Origin of the sequence: Mesorhizobium silamurunense (genome assembly GCF_014843825.1) — a bacterium.
Lineage (GTDB): Bacteria > Pseudomonadota > Alphaproteobacteria > Rhizobiales > Rhizobiaceae > Mesorhizobium > Mesorhizobium silamurunense.
In genome coordinates this window covers 1-19,375 of the sequence record NZ_JHQR01000248.1, presented here as the reverse complement: position 1 = coordinate 19,375, position 19,375 = coordinate 1, and the positions used below count along the sequence as shown (strand labels likewise).

11 protein-coding genes are annotated in these 19,375 nt (G+C 64.9%); 7 read left to right on the top strand and 4 right to left on the bottom strand.

Annotated elements, in window-relative coordinates; genetic code table 11:
- Positions 1 to 32: 32 nt before the first annotated feature.
- The 5 genes from hutU (at position 33) to DH10_RS26205 (ending at position 14,104) form a co-directional block, all read left to right on the top strand.
- The gene (gene hutU, locus DH10_RS26225; RefSeq protein ID WP_192247684.1) at positions 33 to 1,703 is read left to right on the top strand and encodes a urocanate hydratase; all 1,671 of its coding nucleotides are present in this window, start codon (positions 33 to 35) and stop codon (positions 1,701 to 1,703) included.
- A 4-nt stretch (positions 1,704 to 1,707) separates the two neighbouring features.
- Positions 1,708 to 2,295, top strand: coding sequence for a HutD/Ves family protein (locus DH10_RS26220; RefSeq protein ID WP_192247683.1), 588 nt, complete (start codon positions 1,708 to 1,710; stop codon positions 2,293 to 2,295).
- A 270-nt stretch (positions 2,296 to 2,565) separates the two neighbouring features.
- Entirely contained in the window at positions 2,566 to 11,145 is an 8,580-nt protein-coding gene (locus DH10_RS26215) for a glycoside hydrolase family 94 protein (RefSeq protein ID WP_192247681.1), read from the top strand.
- A 371-nt stretch (positions 11,146 to 11,516) separates the two neighbouring features.
- Positions 11,517 to 13,286 (top strand): glucan ABC transporter ATP-binding protein/ permease, encoded by a 1,770-nt coding sequence (locus tag DH10_RS26210; RefSeq protein WP_192247679.1) that lies wholly within the window; start codon positions 11,517 to 11,519, stop codon positions 13,284 to 13,286.
- 59 nt (positions 13,287 to 13,345) lie between these two features.
- Positions 13,346 to 14,104: a heme ABC transporter permease gene (locus tag DH10_RS26205; protein WP_192247676.1), complete on the top strand. Its 759-nt coding sequence runs from the start codon at positions 13,346 to 13,348 to the stop codon at positions 14,102 to 14,104.
- 3 nt (positions 14,105 to 14,107) lie between these two features.
- Here DH10_RS26205 and DH10_RS26200 read toward each other — a convergent pair whose 3' ends face one another.
- Positions 14,108 to 15,166 (bottom strand): D-TA family PLP-dependent enzyme, encoded by a 1,059-nt coding sequence (locus tag DH10_RS26200; protein ID WP_192247673.1) that lies wholly within the window; start codon positions 15,164 to 15,166, stop codon positions 14,108 to 14,110.
- 207 nt (positions 15,167 to 15,373) lie between these two features.
- Between DH10_RS26200 and DH10_RS26195 the strand changes: the two genes are divergently transcribed.
- Both DH10_RS26195 and DH10_RS26190 read left to right on the top strand, forming a co-directional pair.
- On the top strand, positions 15,374 to 16,060 hold the full coding sequence (locus DH10_RS26195; protein ID WP_192247670.1) for a D-lyxose/D-mannose family sugar isomerase: 687 nt from the start codon (positions 15,374 to 15,376) through the stop codon (positions 16,058 to 16,060).
- A gap of 33 nt (positions 16,061 to 16,093) precedes the next feature.
- A complete protein-coding gene (locus tag DH10_RS26190) occupies positions 16,094 to 16,480 on the top strand; it encodes a hypothetical protein (RefSeq protein ID WP_192247667.1) in 387 nt (128 codons plus the stop codon).
- 21 nt (positions 16,481 to 16,501) lie between these two features.
- Here DH10_RS26190 and DH10_RS26185 read toward each other — a convergent pair whose 3' ends face one another.
- From DH10_RS26185 to DH10_RS26175, 3 genes are all read right to left on the bottom strand, one after another.
- On the bottom strand, positions 16,502 to 17,365 hold the full coding sequence (locus DH10_RS26185; RefSeq protein ID WP_192385527.1) for an RDD family protein: 864 nt from the start codon (positions 17,363 to 17,365) through the stop codon (positions 16,502 to 16,504).
- On the bottom strand, positions 17,352 to 18,371 hold the full coding sequence (locus DH10_RS26180; RefSeq protein ID WP_192247661.1) for a stage II sporulation protein M: 1,020 nt from the start codon (positions 18,369 to 18,371) through the stop codon (positions 17,352 to 17,354). The genes DH10_RS26185 and DH10_RS26180 overlap by 14 nt, the downstream gene beginning before the upstream one ends.
- The coding region (locus DH10_RS26175; protein WP_192385526.1) for a DUF58 domain-containing protein at positions 18,368 to 19,375 on the bottom strand (1,008 nt) is incomplete at its 5' end. The genes DH10_RS26180 and DH10_RS26175, both read right to left, overlap by 4 nt.

Here is a 19,375-nt window from a genome sequence, read left to right as displayed (position 1 = left end):
CCGCCGCACCTCATCGAAAGGGAAGTGACGACATGACCGATCCCCGCCACAACATCCGCGAAGTGCGCAGCCCCCGCGGCGACAAGCTGAACGCCCGCTATTGGACGACCGAAGCGCCGCTGCGCATGCTGATGAACAACCTCGACCCGGAGGTCGCCGAGAACCCGAACGAGCTCGTCGTCTATGGCGGCATCGGCCGTGCGGCGCGCACCTGGAACGACTTCGACCGGATCGCAGCTTCGCTGAAGACGCTCGGCGAGGACGAGACGTTGCTGGTGCAGTCCGGCAAGCCGGTCGGCGTGTTCCGCACGCACAAGGACGCGCCGCGTGTCTTGATCGCCAACTCCAACATCGTGCCGCACTGGGCAAATTGGGAGAAGTTCAACGAGCTCGATAAGAAGGGCCTGATGATGTACGGCCAGATGACGGCCGGCTCCTGGATCTATATCGGCACGCAAGGCATCGTGCAGGGCACCTACGAGACCTTCGTCGAGGCCGGCCGCCAGCATTATGGCGGCAATCTCAAGGGCAAGTGGATCCTGACCGGCGGTCTCGGCGGCATGGGCGGCGCCCAGCCTCTCGCCGCAGTCATGGCCGGCGCCTCTTGCCTCGCCATCGAATGCAACCCGGATTCGATCGATTTCCGCTTGCGCACCCGCTACCTCGACGAGAAGGCCGAGACGCTGGGCGAAGCCATGGAAATGATCGAGCGCTGGACCAAGGCCGGCGAGGCGAAGTCGGTTGGCCTGCTCGGCAACGCCGCCGAGATCGTGCCGGAGATGTTCAAGCGCGGCATCCGCCCCGACATCCTCACTGACCAGACCTCGGCGCACGATCCGATCAACGGCTACCTGCCGAAAGGATGGACCATGGCCGAGTGGCGCGAGAAGCGTGTCTCGGACCCTAAGGCAGTCGAGAAGGCCGCCCGCGCGTCGATGCGTGAGCATGTCGAGGCGATGGTGGCGTTCTGGAATGCCGGCGTGCCGACGCTCGACTACGGCAACAACATCCGCCAGGTCGCCAAGGACGAAGGCTTCGAGAACGCCTTCGCCTTCCCGGGCTTCGTGCCGGCCTATATCCGCCCGCTGTTCTGCCGCGGCATCGGCCCGTTCCGCTGGGCCGCGCTCTCAGGCGATCCGGAGGATATCTACAAGACCGACGCCAAGGTGCGCGAGCTCACCCCCGGCAACAGGCATCTGCACAACTGGCTCGACATGGCGCGCGAGCGCATCTCCTTCCAAGGGTTGCCGGCGCGTATCTGCTGGGTCGGCCTCGGCGACCGCCATCGCCTCGGCCTTGCCTTCAACGAAATGGTGGCCAAGGGCGAGCTCAAGGCTCCGGTCGTCATCGGCCGCGACCATCTCGATTCCGGTTCGGTCGCTTCGCCCAACCGCGAGACCGAAGCGATGAAGGACGGCTCCGACGCCGTTTCCGACTGGCCGCTGCTCAACGCGTTGCTCAACACCGCCTCCGGTGCCACTTGGGTGTCGCTGCATCACGGCGGCGGCGTCGGCATGGGCTTCTCACAGCATGCCGGCATGGTGATCGTCGCCGACGGCACGCCGGACGCGGCCAAGCGTCTGGAGCGCGTGCTGTGGAACGACCCGGCGACAGGCGTCATGCGCCACGCCGATGCCGGCTACGAGATCGCCGTGCAGTGCGCCAGGGAGCACCAGCTCAACCTGCCGGGCATATTGGGCTGAAGCAATGCGCATCCTTCGCGCCGCCGGCTACCGCGTCATGCCGTGGAAGAATGGCGGCGGCACGACCACCGAGATCGCCGTCTCGCCTGACGGCGCAGGCCTCGACGATTTCGACTGGCGTATCTCGATGGCCCGCGTCGAGACGAGCGGGCCTTTTTCGAGCTTTGCCGGCATAGACCGCACGCTGTCTGTGCTGGAAGGCGACGGCATCGTGCTCGACATTGACGGCAAGCCGCCGGCGCGGCTCACGACATCGTCGGAGCCGCTATCTTTTGCCGGCGACGTGCCGACCAGTGCCGCCCTAGTCGGCGGCCCGATCACCGATCTCAACGTCATGACCCGCCGGAGCCGCATGACCCACACGGTCGAGCGTCTGTCGCCCTCGGGCGAAACGAGGATTGAGCAGAGTGCCGGCACAACTCTCATTCTCCCGGCCGTTGGCGGCGTGAAAGTCTTTGCCGACAGTGTCTTGAGCCTCGGTCCGCTCGATACGCTTCTGTGCGACCGAAGCGGCCCGAAATTGCGGCTGCAGCCTGAAGGGCAAGGGCTGCTTTTTGTGATCCGTCTGCACGCCACCGCCGCCAACGATTAACGGCTGTTGCCAAACATGATCGCGACGCGGGCGAAATATCGCCCGACCACTTGCATGCACCACGAAAAAGCCTGAATCCTTTCCCTGATCGAAACCGGGGCGGGAAGCGAGGGGCGTTCGCCCTTGAGTTGTCGAAAGGGGACGCCCCTGTCATGGAGCGCGAAAAAACTTTCGACCGGACCTGACATGCAACCAATTGCATTTGAACCGGTTTTAGGGCCATTGCCGTGGCGGTGACGCCGCATCGCGCCCCGCCTTACGGAATATTCAATGAACATTCAGACGAACCCCGCCAAGATCGAATTCACGAGCGCCGGCTTCCCGAGCGTGACGGAAGCGCCGATACGCTCCAACTTCTTGCCTGAGGACCGGCTGCGGGCGCTGGGCGTCGCGCTTGCCAAAGGAGAAGTCAGGGACCTGTTCGGGTTCGCGCCGTTCGAATTCCAGGCCCGCATCCGCGACAGCGCCAAGAAGATTCTCGAAGTCTACCGTTCGACCAATGCCGCCCAGGCCAAGGGCGAGACGATCACGCCGGCGGCGCAGTGGCTGCTCGACAACAATTATCTGGTCGAGGAGACCATCTTCCAGGTCAAGCGCGACCTGCCGCGCCGTTTCTACCGCCAGTTGCCCACGCTCAAGCTTGCCGACGGGACCGTGTTGCCGCGCGCCTTCGTCGTCGCCTGGAGCTATGTCGAGCACTCCGACAGCGCGGTCTCGGCGACGATGTTCAAGGCGATCGTCGAGGGCTTTCAATCGGTCGAGCCGCTGAAGATCGGCGAGCTCTGGGCGCTGCCGTCGCTGCTGCGTTTTGTGCTGATCGAAAACCTTCGCCGCATCGCCGTGCGGGTCGAGCGCACGCGTCAGATGCGCCACATCGCCAACGAGGTCGCCGACCGCGTTCTGGCGACCGACGACAACGCCGACCGAACCAGGATCCTGTCGACGTACGCCGCGCATGCGCAGGACACGACTTTCGCCACCCAGCTCCTCTATCGCTTGCGCGACGGCTCGCAGAATGCCGGCCGGGCCCTGGAATGGCTGGAGGGCGAGCTCGAGAAGACCGGCTCCGATGCCGAGGAGATCATCATCTCCGAGCATCAGACGCTCTCCAGCGGCAATGTCACCACCGGCAACATCATCCGCGGCCTGCGCCTCATCAACGACGTCGACTGGACGGTTTGGTTCGAGGGCGTCAGCCGCATCGACACGCTGCTGCGCGAGAAGACCGATTTCGCCGCGCTCGATTTCTTCTCGCGCGACCAGTATCGCACCGCGATCGAGCAGCTCGCGCGCCGCTCCGACCTGTCCGAATTCCGCGTCGCCGAAAAGGCGATCGAGCTCGCCGGCCATGTTCCGGGCGTCACCGACGCGTCCGGCGTGCCGGAAACCGCCGACCCCACGGTGCATACCGATGTCGGCTTCTTCCTGGTCGGACCGCGCCGGCCTGAGCTGGAACAGGCGATCGGCTATCGGCCGCCGATCAATGTGACATTCAAGCGCGCCTTCGCCGCTGCGGGCTGGCTGGGAATCGTCGTGCCCGTCTTCCTGCTGACGGTGCTCCTGCTTGTGCTGTCCGGCAAGGCGCTTGCCAATCTCGGTCTCTCGGCGGAGTCCATCACGCTGATGCTGGCGCTGTTCGCGGTGCCGGCGAGCGAGGGCGCATTGGCCTTCTTCAACACCGTCGTGGCTCTCTTCCTCAAGCCGACGCGGCTCGTCGGCTATGACTACAAGCACGGTATTCCCGCCGAAGCGCGCACGCTGGTCGTGGTGCCTTCGCTGATCGGCTCGCGCGACGACGTCGAGGAAAACATCCGCAACATCGAGGTGCATCATCTCGCCAACACCGCGGAAGAGATCCATTTCGCGCTGTTGTCCGACTGGCCGGATTCCAAGACCGAGATCGACGCAGCCGACATCGAGATCCTGCAATATGCCCGCGACGAGATCGCCAGGCTGAACGCCCGCTACCCGTCCGAAGGCGCCCCGCGCTTCTACCTTCTGCATCGCCGCCGCCTCTACAATCAGGCGCAGGGCTGCTGGATGGGCTGGGAACGCAAGCGCGGCAAGCTGCACGAGCTCAATCTCCTGCTGCGCGGCGACAGCGACACCACCTTCCTACCGCTCGACATGCCGCTGCCGGAAAAAACCACTTATGTGATGACGCTCGACGCCGACACGCGCACCACGCGCGACGCTGTCTCGAGCCTTGTCGGCAAGCTCGCGCATCCGCTGAACCGTCCGCATTTCGATCCCGCGAAGCGCGTCGTCACCGCGGGCTACACCATCCTGCAGCCGCGCATCACCGCCTCGCTCACCAGCGGCGACGATGCCTCTTTCTTCCAGCGCGTCTTCTCGGCCAATCGTGGCCTCGACCCATACGTTTTCGCCGTTTCCGACGTCTATCAGGACGTCTTCGGCGACGGCTCCTTCACCGGCAAGGGTCTCTATCATGTCGATGCCTTCGAGGCGGCGCTGAAGAACCGCATCGAGGAAAACACCATTCTCAGCCACGATCTGCTCGAAGGCGCCCTCGCGCGCGCGGCATTGGTCACCGACGTCGAGCTGGTCGAGGACTATCCGACCCGCTACTCGGTCGACGCCTCGCGCCACCACCGCTGGGCGCGCGGCGACTGGCAATTGCTCGGCTTCATGTTCGACCCGCGCTCGGGCGTTCCGGCGCTGTCGCGCTGGAAGATGGTCGATAACCTCCGCCGCTCGCTGACCCCGATCTTCTGGGTGATGGCCTGTATCGCCGGCTGGACGTTGCTGCCCTTCACGCAGGCTGCGCAGTGGCAGGCGCTGATGATCCTCAGCTTGTTCATGGCGCCCACTTTCGACATCGTCAACGGCATCCTGCCGAAGAGCGGCGACCAGACGCCGCGCGGCCATTTCTCGGCGCTTGCCCGCGACACGGTGTTCGGCACCGCGCTGGTGGCACTGAAGGTGCTGCTGATGGCGCATCTCGCCTGGATGATGGGCGACGCCATCATCCGCACGCTTTACCGGCTCTTCGTCAGCCGCCAGAACCTTCTGGAGTGGCGCACCGCCTCGCAGGCGCACAAGAGCGGCGGCAGCGATCTCGGCGCCTATTACAGCATGATGTATGGCGCCGTGATCATCGGCGCCGTCGGCCTCGCCATTCCGGTGCTCGCCGATTCCACCGGCGCGTTTGTCGCCTTCTTCTTCGCGATTTTCTGGATCGGCTCGCCCGCGGTCGCCTGCTGGATCAGCCGCTCGGCCGAAACCGAGGACAGGCTGCGCATTTCGGCGTCCGACATCCATGCGCTGCGCACCGTGGCGCGGCGCACCTGGCATTATTTCGAGACCTTCGTGACGGCCGAGCATCACCATCTGCCGCCCGACAATTTCCAGGAAAGCCCGGCGCCGGTGGTGGCACCGCGCACCTCGCCGACCAATATTGGCGTCTACCTGCTCTCGGTGGTGTCGGCGCGCGATTTCGGCTGGATCAGCCTGTCGGATGCCATTACCCGCATCGACGCCACGATGACGACCATCGAGAACATGCCGCGCGATCGCGGGCACCTTTTCAACTGGTACGACACCACGACGCTGAAGCCGCTCTATCCGCTCTATATCTCGGCGGTCGACAGCGGCAACCTTGCCGGCCATCTGGTCGCGGTGGCCGCGGCCTGCGCCGAATGGGCCGAAGCGCCTTCCGTCCACCTGCAGGGCGATTTCGAGGGCATCCTCGACACCGTCACCATCCTCGACGAGAGCCTGGAGGAACTGCCCGACGACCGCCGGCAGTTGAGGCCGCTGCGCCAGCGGCTCGCCGACCGCCTCGACGGCATGCGCCGGGCGGTGATGACCATCAAGGCGCAGCCCGAGATGGCCTCGATCCGCACCATCAACCTCGCGGTGCTGGCCGGCGAGATACGCAAGCTCGCCACCGCCATTCACGTCGAGGCGGCATCGCCGAAGAGCGACGTCATCGCCGACTGGGCCGCAAGGCTGGAGGCGACCTGCGAGGCGCATGTGCATGATTCGCACAATGACGAAAGCGCAGTCACGGCGCTCCGCACCAAGCTGCTCGCGCTGCGCGGGCGCTGCCGCCGCTATGCCTTCGAGATGGATTTCTCGTTCCTGATGCGGCAGGAGCGCAAGCTCCTGTCGATCGGCTACCGCGTCGAGGAGCACCAGCTCGACGAGAGCTGCTACGACCTGCTCGCTTCCGAAGCGCGGCTGACCAGCCTGTTCGCCATCGCCAAGGGCGACCTGCCGACGGAGCACTGGTTCCGGCTCGGCCGGCCGATCGTCGAGATCGGCTTCAAGGGCTCGTTGATGTCCTGGTCGGGCTCGATGTTCGAGTATCTGATGCCGCCGCTGGTGATGAAGGAGCCGCAGGGCTCGATCCTCAACCAGACCAGCAAGCTCATCATCAAGCGCCAGATCCAGTATGCGCGCTCGAAGAACGTGCCCTGGGGCATTTCGGAAGCGGCCTACAATGCCCGCGACCGCGAGCTCACCTACCAGTACACCAATTTCGGCGTGCCCGGCCTCGGCCTGAAACGCGGCCTCGGCCAGAACACGGTGATCGCGCCTTACGCCACCATCCTGGCGGCGCAGTTCAATCCGCGCGAGGCGGTGCAGAATCTGTTGCGGCTGCGCTCGATCGGCGCGCTCGGCCGCCACGGCTATTACGACGCGGTCGATTTCACGCCGCAGCGCGTGCCGGATGGCACCGACCATGCCGTCGTCCAGAACTACATGGCGCACCATTCCGGCATGTCGATCGCCGCCGTGGCGGACGCCATCTTCGAGGGCCGGCTGCGCGAGCGTTTCCACAGCGATCCGGTGATCGAGTCGGCGGAACTCTTGCTGCAAGAGAAGGCGCCGCGCGACATTCCGGCCGCTACCGTCAGGACCGAGGCCGACGAGCGCTCCAAGGACGAGACCGAGACCGAGAGCCCGGACAGCCGCATCATCCTCGACCCGATCAAGGCGCTGCGCGCGACCAATGTCATGTCGAACGGCCGTTACTCGGTCATGGTCACCGCCACCGGCTCCGGCTACAGCCGCTTCGGCGAGCTTGCCGTCACCCGCTGGCAGCCGGACCCGAGCGAAGATCGCCTGGGCTCCTACATCTTCCTGCGCGACACCGCGACTGGCGACTGGTGGTCGGCGACCGCCGAGCCGAAGCGCGCCGAGAACGAGCGCGTGCAGACGCTGTTTGCCGACGACAAGGCGAGCTTCACCAAGTCGGTCGGCTCGCTGCGTTCAGAGGTCGAATGCATCGTCATTTCCGAAGGCAATGGCGAGGGCCGTCGCATCACGCTCTACAATGACGGGGCCACAGACCGGCATATCGAGGTGACCTCCTTCGCCGAGCTGGTGCTGGGCAACGAGGCATCGGACAACGCCCATCCGGCGTTCTCGAAGATGTTTGTCGAGACCGAGATCGCGGCGAACAACGGCGCCATCTTCGCCACAAGGCGCAAGCGTGACAAGAACGAGCCCGACCTCACCATGGTGCACTTCGTCACCGATCCGTCGGGGCCCTCGCGTGATGCGGAGGCCGAGACCGACCGGCGTGCCTTCATCGGCCGTGGCCGCACCATCGCCGACGCTGCCGCCTTCGATCCCGGCGCCCGGCTCTCCGGCAACCAGGGCTTCACGCTCGACCCGGTGGCGGCGCTCCGCCGCCAGGTGCGCGTGCCGGCCAACAAGAAGATCTCGCTCACCTTCTGGACCGTCGTCGGCGCCAACCGCGGCGAGCTCGACGAGGCGATCGGCCGCCTCGACCACCAGGAAAGCTTCGCACGCCAGGCGATGCTCGCCTGGACGCGCAGCCAGGTGCAGACGCGCCATCTCGGCCTCAGCCTGACCGATGCCGCCAATGTGCAGAAGCTGGCGCGCTATCTGATCTACCCCGATCCGTTCCTGCGCCTGCCGGCCGAATCCATCGCCTCGGGCCTCGGCCGCCAGTCGAGCCTCTGGCCGACCAGCATCTCCGGCGATTTCCCGATCTTCCTCGTGCGCATCGGCGATGTCGCCGATCTCGAGATCGTCGCCCAGGCGCTGCGCTTCCAGGAATATATGCGTGCCCGCGGCATGATGATCGACTTCGTCGTCGTCAACGAGCAGGCATCCTCCTACGTGCAGGACCTGCAGCGCGCGGTGGAAACGCTGTGCGAGAACAGCCGCCTGCGTGGCCGCGAGCTTGGGCCTCGCCAGCACATCTTCGCCGTGCGCCGCGACCTCATGGACGAGCCCACCTACAAGACCTTGCTGTCGGTCGCGCGCGTCGCGCTCCATACCCGCAACGGCACCATATTCGACCAGCTCGAGCGGGCCGAGACGGCGGCATTGCAGGCCCGTGACGTCTTGCTGCAGGCGGAAGGCATTCCGACCCGCCAGCCGTCGTCGGCATTGCCTGAGCCGACGCCGGCAAGCCGGGGAGGGGCCGATATCGCCGCCGACGGCACCGGCCTCGGCCTTTGGAATGGCTTCGGCGGCTTCGACGGCGACGGCCGCCATTACGTGACGCGGCTGACCGGGCGCCGCACGACACCTCAGCCTTGGATCAACGTCATCTCCAACGCGTCCTTCGGCTTCCACATCTCGGCCGAAGGCGCCGGCTTCACCTGGAGCCGCAACAGCCGCGACTACCAGCTGACGCCGTGGTCGAACGATCCGGTGTCAAACCGGCCGGGCGAGGGCTTCTATATCTACGACCATCTGAGCGGCAAGGCGTTCTCGCCGATGGCCGCGGTGGTGCGCGATCCCTCGATGACCTACGAGACCTGGCATGGGCAGGGGTTCTCGACCTTCCGCTCGAAGCGCGGGGCGCTGTCCATGGACCTGACGCAGGTGGTGGACCCGGTGGATCCGGTCAAGATCACCCGGCTTCGCATCCAGAACACCGGCTCGGCGCCGGCAAGGCTGCGCGTCTATGCCTATGCCGAGTGGGTGCTCGGCGGCCATCGCTCGCGCACGGCGGCGACCATCGTGCCGACTTGGGACGCCGCGACCGGCGCCATGCTGGCGCAGAACCCCTATGGTCTCGACTTCGGCGAACGGGTGGCTTTCCTCGCCGCGGCGGCGCCCGTCCATTCGGTGACCGCCGACCGCACAGAGTTCATCGGCAGGCACGGCACGACCGAATATCCGCAGGCCGTGCTTGGCGGGGCTGCCTTGTCCGGCCGCGTCGAGGCTGGCGACGATCCCTGCGCGGTGATCGCCAGCGACATCGACATCCCAGCCGGCGGCGACGTGACGCTGATATGGCTGCTCGGCGACGCCGCCACGGTCGCCGAGGCGAGCGCCCTGGTGCAGACCCACAGGGATAAGGATTTCGACCAGCGTCTGGCCGATAACGAGCACGTCTGGCGCGGCTTCCTCGACACCATCCAGGTCGAGACGCCGGACACGGCCCTCAACGCCATGGTCAACCACTGGCTGCCCTACCAGAGCCTGGCCTGCCGCATCCGCGCGCGCTCGGCCTTCTACCAGGCGAGCGGTGCTTTCGGCTTCCGCGACCAGCTGCAGGACACGCTGGCCTTGCTGGCGCACGATCCGAAGCTTGCGCGCGACCAGATCCTCAACGCCGCTCGCCGGCAGTTCCCGGAAGGCGACGTGCAGCACTGGTGGCTGCCGCGCACCGATGCCGGCGTGCGCACCATGATCTCGGACGACGTGGTTTGGCTGGCGCACGCCACCGCCCGCTACATCGAGGTGACGGGCGATGCCGCGATCCTCAAGGAGCAGATACCCTTCATCGACGGGCAGGAGCTCGGTGAGGGCGAGCACGACGCCTTCTTCACGCCCGAGATCACCAAGACCACCGCCTCGCTTTACGACCACTGCGCGCGGGCGCTCGATCTCGCCATCAAGCGCAGCAGCCCGGCCGGCCTGCCGCTGATCCTGGGCGGCGACTGGAACGACGGCATGAACCGTGTCGGCGAGGGCGGCAAGGGCGAGAGCGTCTGGCTGGGCTGGTTCCTTCTGAAGACGCTGGGCGACTTCGCTCCCGTCGCCAAGGGACAGGGCGACAACAAGCGGGCGCAGGCCTGGACCAAGCACGCGGACCTGCTGAAGCGGGCGCTGGAGAGCACGGCCTGGGACGGCCAGTGGTACCGGCGCGGCAGCTTCGACGACGGCACACCGCTCGGCTCGAAGAGTTCGGATGAGTGCAAGATCGACTCCATCGCCCAATCGTGGAGCGTGCTGTCGGGCGAGGGTGATCCGGCCCGCTCGACCACGGCGATGGAACAGGCGACCAGGATGCTGGTCGACGACGAGCTCAAGATCGTCAAGCTGTTCACGCCGCCCTTCTCGAACAGCCAGAAAGATCCCGGCTACATCAAGAGCTACCCACCGGGCGTGCGCGAGAATGGCGGCCAGTATACGCATGCCGCCACATGGTTCGTCATCGCGCTGGCAGAGATGGGACGCGTCGACGAGGCCTATCGCTGCTTGTCGATGCTGAACCCGGTCAACCACGCCTCGGACGAGGCGTCTGCCGAGCACTACCGCGTCGAGCCTTACGTGGTGGCGGCCGACATCTACGCCGGCGAAGGAAAGGGTGGCCGCGGCGGCTGGACCTGGTACACCGGTTCCGCCGGGTGGCTATATCGAGCGGCGGTCGAGGGAATTCTGGGCATCGAGCGGCGCGGCAAGCAGATCACGTTTAGACCGAAGCTGCCCGGTCACTGGGACGGCTACGCCGCCACGCTCAAAATGTTCGACGGCGAGATCAAGGTTCGCGTAATCCGCGACAAAAAGACCAAGTCGATCGCGCTCGAAGTCAATGGCTCGAAGACAAAATCGGGGTCTTTCGAGCCGAAGGCCGGTGAGAAAACCGAGGTCGTCGTCAAGATACCTGCGTAAAATCAAAGGTTTGTCTTATAGGCCGCGCGTCCTCCGGGATGCGCGGCCAGGCTTGGCGTTTTACTTGGCAATGATGCCGGGCAACGTCTCCACGCTCTTTAGCTTCGGCTAAGCGAGCGCCTTGTGATTAAAAATGTGGCAGCGCGAAGCAGCTGCCATTATTTTGCCGCAAGGCTGACATTTCACCTTTTATCTCAAACCGTTAGGTGATCACGTCAGATTTCGCACCGTCGTCATCTTTTGTTCGCTAAGTGGGAACGGAAGCGATAGACGGGCATTGTTTTGCGACGCGTTAACCGGTACGTGTCAAAAATGCTGCGGTGCACAATTCCGGAATTGAACACAAACAAGAGTTTGGCGGAGTAGCTGAAGTGTCACTTCTGCAAATCTACTGGCGAGCACTGGGTTATCTGGCGGCTGACAAGAAGCGCGTTGCGCTGATCTGCGGCGCCAACGTGGCGCTCGCCATGGTCGCAATCGTCGAGCCGATCCTGTTCGGCCGGGTGATCGATGCCATCTCGAACCACGGTTCGGTTTTCGGCACGCTCGCTATCTGGGCCGCGCTTGGCGTCTTCAACATTACCGCCTTTGTGCTGGTGGCGCGCGGCGCCGACCGCTTCGCCCATGCCCGCCGCTCGGAAGTGCTCTGCGAATCCTTCGAGCGCGTCATCACCATGCCGCTTGCCTGGCATCACCAGCGCGGCACCTCCAATTCGCTGCACACGCTGCTGCGCGCCGTCGAGACGCTGTTCAGCCTCTGGCTCGAATTCATGCGCCAGCACCTGTCGACAGCCGTCGCACTGGCGCTGCTGATCCCGACCGCGCTCTCCATGGACGTCCGCATGTCGATGGTGCTGATCGGGCTCGGCGCGCTCTATCTCGGCATCGGCCGGCTCGTCATGCGCCGCACCAAGGCGGGGCAGGCGGCTGTCGAGCGCCACTACCACACCGTGTTTGCCCATGTGACCGACTCCGTCAGCAACGTCGCCGTGCTGCAGAGCTACAACCGCATCGGCCATGAGACCGCGACGCTGAGGCGCTACGTCAAGAACCTGCTCGACGCGCAGAACCCTGTGCTAGACTGGTGGGCGATCGCCAATGCGCTGCACCGGCTGTCCTCGACCATCTCGATGATGATCGTTCTGTTGATCGGCGCCTATCTCGTCACCAACGGCCAGCTGCGCGTCGGCGACGTGATCGCCTTCACCGGCTTCGCCACGCTGCTGATCGCCCGCCTCGACCAGATGTCGGCCTTCGCCAACCAGATCTCCGAGGCACGCGCCAAGCTCGAGGACTTCTACCGTCTCGAGGACTCGGCCGCCGACGCTGCCGAGCCCGATGGCCTGCGCGAGCTCACCAACGTCACCGGCCATGTCCGGTTCGAGAATGTCAGCTTCGAGTTCGCCAACTCCGGCCACGGCATCGACGACGTGTCGTTCGAAGTGCCGGCCGGCAAGACGGTCGCCATCGTCGGCCCGACCGGCGCCGGCAAGACGACGCTCATCAACCTCTTGCAGCGCGTCTTCACGCCGGCCAGTGGCCGCATCCTGATCGACGGTATCGACACCCGCACGGTGACCCGCAAGTCCCTGCGCCATTCGATCGCCACCGTCTTCCAGGACGCCGGCCTGCTCAATCGCTCGATCGAGGACAACATCCGTGTCGGACGCGCCGACGCGAGCAATGACGAGATCCACGCCGCCGCGGACGCTGCCGCAGCGCAGGACTTCATCCTGTCGAAGAGCGGCGGCTACGACACCGTCGTCGGCGAGCGCGGCGGCCAGCTGTCGGGCGGCGAGCGCCAGCGCATCGCCATCGCCCGCGCCGTGCTGAAGGATGCACCGATCCTGGTGCTCGACGAGGCGACCAGCGCGCTCGACGTCGAGACCGAGGACCGGGTCAAGGAAGCGATCGACGAGCTGCGCCGCGACCGCACCACCTTCATCATCGCCCACCGCCTGACCACCGTGCGCGACGCCGATCTGGTGGTCTTCATGGACAAGGGCCAGGTGGTCGAATTCGGCGGCTTCACCGATCTGTCGCTGCGCAACGGCCGCTTCGCCAGCCTGCTGCGCGCCGGCGGCCTGCTCAACGACGAGGAAGTCCGCCGCCTCAGCCGCCCGGTGAACGAAGCGGCGTAAGGCGCCTGCGACACACCACTCGATTGCCGCAAATGCACAGCCGGTTTATGTAAGGCAGCATGAGCGACACCACCTCACGTCTCGCCGGCTGGACCGATCTCGCCAATCCGACACGCTTCGTCGGATTGGCCGACAGGGTCGTTCCATGGCTGGCGGCGATTGCCGCGGTCCTGCTCGCCGTCGGCCTCTACATGAGCTTCACCGCGCCGGAGGATTTCCAGCAGGGCATCACGGTGCGCATCATGTATATCCACGTGCCTTTCGCCTGGCTCGCCATGATGTGCTACACGATCATGGCGATCTCGGCGCTCGGCACGCTGGTGTGGCGCCATCCGCTGGCCGATGTGGCGCTGAAATCGGCCGCCCCGATCGGCGCCACCTTTACAGCACTTGCGCTGATCACGGGCTCCATTTGGGGCAAGCCGATGTGGGGCACCTGGTGGGTGTGGGACGCGCGGCTGACCTCGGTCTTCGTGCTCTTCCTGATGTATCTCGGCATCATCGCGCTGACGCGCGCGCTGGATGATGCCGGCCGCGCCGCCTGGGCCGCCGCCATCATCACCCTGGTCGGCTTCATCAACATTCCAATCATCAAATTCTCGGTCGACTGGTGGAACACGCTGCACCAGCCGGCCTCCGTCTTCCGGCTCGGCGGCCCGACGATCGATCCCTCGATGCTGTGGCCGCTCGCCGTCATGGCGCTCGGCTTCACCGTGCTGTTCTTCGCGCTGCACTTGATGGCGATACGCACGGAAATCTTCCGCCGCCGGGTGATTGCCATGCGTAGGGTGGCGGCAAGGCAGGCGGAGCGGCAGTAGCCGTCACCCCATCCGTCCGCGCGCCGCGACCGGCAGCGTTTCCAGCACCTTGTCGCCATCGATCAGATGCACCTGATCGAACAAGTTCGTCACCACGCAGCAATGGTCGGGCACGACGCGCACGCGCTCGCCGATGCGCAAGCCGGCGCCATCGGAAAGCGTGACGTTGCCGTGTTCTTCGCTCAAGTCGGTGACGCGGGCGCCGGGCATGCCGAGCAACTCGCCGAAATCGGGCAGCCCCAGCGTATCGGACGAAAGCGCCTTGCTGCCGCTGTCGAGAATGGCGCGGGTCGGCGTCGGATGGCTGACCACGGTGGCGAGCACCGTCAGCGCGCAATCGTCGAGTGTGCCGACGCCTTTGGCGACCTGGTAGCGGTCGAGATAGATGTAGGTGCCAGGCCGGTATTCGGTGACGACGCTGTCCTCGCCCGAACGCCACATGTCCGGCGTGCCGCCGCTGGAGATGCGTGCGCATTCAAGCCCGTCCGCGGCGAGCGTCTCGCGCGCGCTTCTGAGCCAAGCCTCGGCCTCAGCGGCGCGACCCGCGGCTGGATAGGTCATCAGCCCGCCGAAGGTGAGGCCCTTGGCCTGGTCGATCACTTTCGCCAGCGCAACCGCCTCGGCCGGACTCTGCACGCCGCAACGGCCCATGCCGGTGTCGCACTCGACCAATACGGACAGCGGGTGGCCGGTATCGGTGAAGGTCGCGGCAAGTCCTTCCAGCGTTTCATGGCTGTCCGCCGTCACCGAGAGCGTGACGCGGCCGTGCAGCGCCTTCAGCCGTTCTAGCTTGGCGCGGCCAAGGATGTTGTAAGGCAGAAAAATGTCGGTCAGCCCGGCATCGGCCATCACCTCGGCCTCGCCGATCTTCTGGCAGGTGATGCCGACGGCGCCGGCCGCGACCTGCTTCTTTGCCCAGTAAGGCAGCTTGTGCGTCTTGATGTGCGGCCTGAGCTTCAGCCCATGCGCGTCGGCATGCGCCTGCGCTTTTTCGATATTGGCTTCCGCGCGGGCGGCATCAATAAGGATCGCGGGCGTATCGAGGTCGTCTATGCTTGGCATGAAAATCACCGTTCAAAAGCATGTCTCCCGAAAGTGGGAACCGGTTTCGGGACAAAGACATGCGTAATCAAAAGATCGGTTGGGTTTATGGGCTCGATCCGGCCGGATGTCACGAGGCCAGAACCGCCAGTTTGCGTCGACAGCGGACCTGCATTGGGCTATGCGGAAGGGCAGATTTCAGCAGGCAGCGCCGGGAGGAACAGGATCATGAAACGCTCGACCATCAACGACATCATCCGCGACGCCGACGCCTTCATCCGCTCGTTCGGCTACATCATGCCGCCCTTCGCCTATTGGAGCCCGGAAGAGATGAAGGCGCACAAGGCGGACTCCTCGGCCATTTTCAGCTCGCGTCTCGGCTGGGATATCACCGATTACGGCCAGGAGAAGTTCGATGAGCTTGGCCTGTTCCTATTCACCGTCCGCAACGGCCGCTACGAGGACATGAAGCTCGGCATGGGCATGCTCTATGCCGAAAAAATCATGATCTCGCGCAAGGACCAGCTGTCGCCGATGCACCGACACAACATCAAGGCCGAGGACATCATCAACCGCGGCGGCGGCAAACTGGTGCTGGAACTGTTCATGCACGACCGCGATGGCGGCATCGATCCGAAGGCCGAAGTCTCGGTGCCGGTCGACGGCACCATCCACAGATTGCCAGCCGGCGGGCTGTTGAAGCTCGATCCAGGCCAGAGCGTCACGCTGCTGCCCGGCGTCTGGCACGCGTTCTGGGCCGAGGGCAAGGACGTGCTCATCGGCGAGGTCTCGACCGTCAATGACGACCTCACCGACAACGTCTTCCGCGAGCCGATCGGCCGCTTCTCCAATATCGAGGAGGATGTGGCGCCGGTGCACCTCTTGGTGTCGGATTACGAGAAGTGGGTGGGATAGGCGAGGGCCCCTGCGCTAGCTGGAAACGGGCCTGTGGCATCAGCGGGAGGTTGGGCTGCCGAGAGTCAGCCGGCGGACAATTGGCGTTCAATGATGAATAAACAAAGCGCCATCCAAAAGACGTTAAAGATGGCATATATCCTTTCGATGCTATCTGTATTTTTGGTTTCAACATTGGTTATTAACGGAATTGGCGGATGGATAGTTATATACGGAAAAAATAACTTTACAAATGATCATGTGATTAGAGGAATTTTTCTTTCCATAATGTCATTCGCCATGTTCTATGGATATAGAAGATACAACGAACATGAAAAAGGATTAAGAGAAAAATTTAATGAAAGCAAGGCATTGATAGTACGATTTATGCAAATAATGGGCATTAGCTTAATATGCCTGTTTTTATTTCTGGTGTCGTAGTTTGTAGCAAGAAATGTGCGCCTATCGCGCGTACTTATCCGCCTTCCGGTTCCCGAGCAGCAGCTTGCGTTCCAGATGCGCGCGTAGCTCGCCGTAGTAGGCGGTGAGGAAGGCTTTTGAATCGACCGGGTCGATCTTGGCGCCGATCTTGCGGCCGATCGTTTCCGCCACCGCCTTCATCGCGAAATAGTCGTCACGGCGCAGCACCTCTTCCAGCTTGTGCAGTTCGGCGATCCCGTAGGCGTCGAGCTGCGCGGCGCTGAACTGGAAGCGGGCCGCGACCGGATCCTTGCGCAGCGACAGATCCTCGAGCAGCGCCACTTTCGGCGCCTCGACCACCCAGGTGCCGGCGAGCAGGTCGCCGATCCGCAACCGGTCGCGGTTGAAGAGCGGAAACAGCGAGAAGAGCAGCGCCCAAACCAGGCCGAAGATCGTCGACAGCGTGTCGGCGACGCCGGCGCCGCCGCGCGCGGCGAGGATCGACAGCGGCAGGAAAACCTCGATCTCGCGCATCAGGTTGCGCGCGATCACCTGGTCCAGAGTGAGACCGGCGCCGCTGCGCGAGGCGACCCGGACGCCAACCATGCGCTTGCCGGGCGTCGCCGCCCGCCGGCCTGCCTCGAAGGCGATGAAATAGACGTTGCGCAGCAGGAAGATGAAGATGATCCAGACGATGAAGAGCGGTTCCGCTTCCTGCACGCCGAGCCCGCCCAGCCCGAAGATCGCGACAAGGCTGACCACGACCGCGGCGACGACGATGATCACCACGTCGAGCAGGAATCCGGAAGCCCGCGTGCCGGCATCCGCCAGCTTCACGCGCAGATCCACGCCCTCCGGCGTGATCAGTGGACGCACGAGCGCGGCCGGGTTCCTAGCCGTTGCCATGTCGCGTTACCCTGAACAGGTAGAAATAGCAGATCCACAGCGTCAGCATGCCGCCGCCGATGGAGTAGCGGGCGACGTCGCTGGTGATCGTCTGCCGGCCGATGCCTTCGAGCAGGCCGGCAAACAGCAGCATCACCAGCACGCCGACCATGGCGGTCGCCGCCACGCGTCCGGCTTGGGCTGCCGCGGCCATGCGGGTCAGCTCGCCCGGAAAGGCGATGCTGGTGCCGATGCGCATGCCGGCCGCACCCGCAATCGCGATCGCGAAGAGCTCCGTCGTGCCGTGGATCGACAGCCACCCGCCGAGTGCGAAGCCGAGCCCCTTGGCGGCATAGACCTGGAACAGCGCGCCCAGCATGCAGCCATTCATCAGGATGATCAGCACGCTCGGCACCGCGAAGGCGAAGCCGAGTGCGAAGGCCAGGATCGACACCTGTGTGTTGTGCGTGAAGAGATAGGCGGCGAACCCGGAGAGGAAATGGCCGCCGCCATCGCCGTAAAGCACGCTGCGCAACATCTCGGCCGAGGAATCGGGATTGCGCCCGCCGGCCAGGCTCGGCGCGATGATGGCGTCGTACCAGCGCTTGTCTGACGCGACCAGCCAGTAGCCAGCAATGGCGCCGATCACCGTGAGGGCGACCGACGTCCAGACTTCGCGCCAGAGGTCGCGGATCGCTGCCGGCCAATCGCGCAGGAAGAAGTCGCCGACGCGCGTTCTCAAGGAGCGCCGCGCGCCGTAGAGATAGAAATAGCCGCGCAGGCAGAGCGCTTCGAGATAGGCGATCAGCGCGCTGTCGAGCGAGGTCGCGCGCGCCACCGAGAGCGAGGACAGCGCCGAGCGATAGAGGAGGGGCAGCGACAGCAACTCGTCCTCCGACAGCGCGCGCGGCGCCCGCTTCTCGACGCGGCCAAGCAGCGCCTCGAACGCTCTCCAGTCGGCCTCTCGCTCCTGGCGGAAGCTTGCCAGCGACTGGCGGACCGCATCGGTGCCGGCGGGCAGCGTCATAAGAGGTTTTCCTCCTTGATCTGGATATAGCGCTCGACCAGCGCCGGGCCGAGCCGCTGGTGGTCGGCCTCGATGACATGTGCGCCGAGCAGCCTCAGCCTGCCGATCACCACTTGCCGCTGTTTCAGCAGGTCGCCGGCGGTCACCGCGCGGGCCACATCCTCCGGCGTCGCCGGCGCCATGTCGGCCAGCGTCTCCAGTTCGACGTCCTTCATCAGCATGAACAGCACCAGATGCCGCTCGGTCAGCCGGCCGACGGTGCGCAGCATCAGTGCGGCACTGATCGGGTCGACGAAATCGGTGAAGATGATGACCAGCGAGCGCCGATCGAGCTTCGCGGCAAGCGTCGTCAGCGCGAGCGTGAAATTGGTCTCCTCGGTCGAGTAATCGATCTCGGCCGCCCGCTTCTGGATCATGGTGAAGCTCGGCGAGCCGCGCACGGCGCCGCTGGAGACGCGCGGTCGGGCGTCGAAGGAGAACAGGCTGACGAGGTCGCCGCCCTTCAGCGCGATGAAGGCGGACAGAAGTGCCGCCGTCACCGCGCGGTCCACCTTCGGCACGCCGTCGACCGGCTCGCACATCAGGCGGCCGCTGTCGATGGCTAAAACGATGTTGTTGTTCTCTTCGATCCGGAACTCGCGCGCCAAAAGTTTCCCGTGGCGGGCGCTGCGCTTCCAGTCGATCATGCGCCGGCCCATGCCTGGCTGATAGTCCTTCAGCGCCTCGAACTCGCGTCCCTGGCCGGCCCGCTTCTGCGCATGGCCGTCGGCAAGTGCGGAGCGCTGCAGCAGCGTGATCGCCTCGTCGCGCGCACGGCTGACATCGGGCAGCACCGCTACCTTGCGGTCCACCGGCAGCACGACCTGGTTCCAGATCAGACCGAACGGCCCTTGCCAGCGCAGCCACAGCCGATCGAAGCTGGCGATGCCGCGCCGGACGGCGTCGAACTCGATGTCGAGCGTGCCGCCATTCGCGGGCAGCGCGCCGCCCGTGCCGTTGACCGG

What these genes read in the sequence shown, in the direction of transcription:
- DH10_RS26180 (WP_192247661.1), bottom strand. Translation starts at nt 18,371, where the DNA reads ATGACGCTGCCCGCCGGCACCGATGCGGTCCGCCAGTCGCTGGCAAGC.
- DH10_RS26215 (WP_192247681.1), top strand. Translation starts at nt 2,566, where the DNA reads ATGAACATTCAGACGAACCCCGCCAAGATCGAATTCACGAGCGCCGGC.
- DH10_RS26195 (WP_192247670.1), top strand. Translation starts at nt 15,374, where the DNA reads ATGAAACGCTCGACCATCAACGACATCATCCGCGACGCCGACGCCTTC.
- hutU (WP_192247684.1), top strand. Translation starts at nt 33, where the DNA reads ATGACCGATCCCCGCCACAACATCCGCGAAGTGCGCAGCCCCCGCGGC.
- DH10_RS26220 (WP_192247683.1), top strand. Translation starts at nt 1,708, where the DNA reads ATGCGCATCCTTCGCGCCGCCGGCTACCGCGTCATGCCGTGGAAGAAT.
- DH10_RS26205 (WP_192247676.1), top strand. Translation starts at nt 13,346, where the DNA reads ATGAGCGACACCACCTCACGTCTCGCCGGCTGGACCGATCTCGCCAAT.
- DH10_RS26200 (WP_192247673.1), bottom strand. Translation starts at nt 15,166, where the DNA reads ATGCCAAGCATAGACGACCTCGATACGCCCGCGATCCTTATTGATGCC.
- DH10_RS26185 (WP_192385527.1), bottom strand. Translation starts at nt 17,365, where the DNA reads ATGGCAACGGCTAGGAACCCGGCCGCGCTCGTGCGTCCACTGATCACG.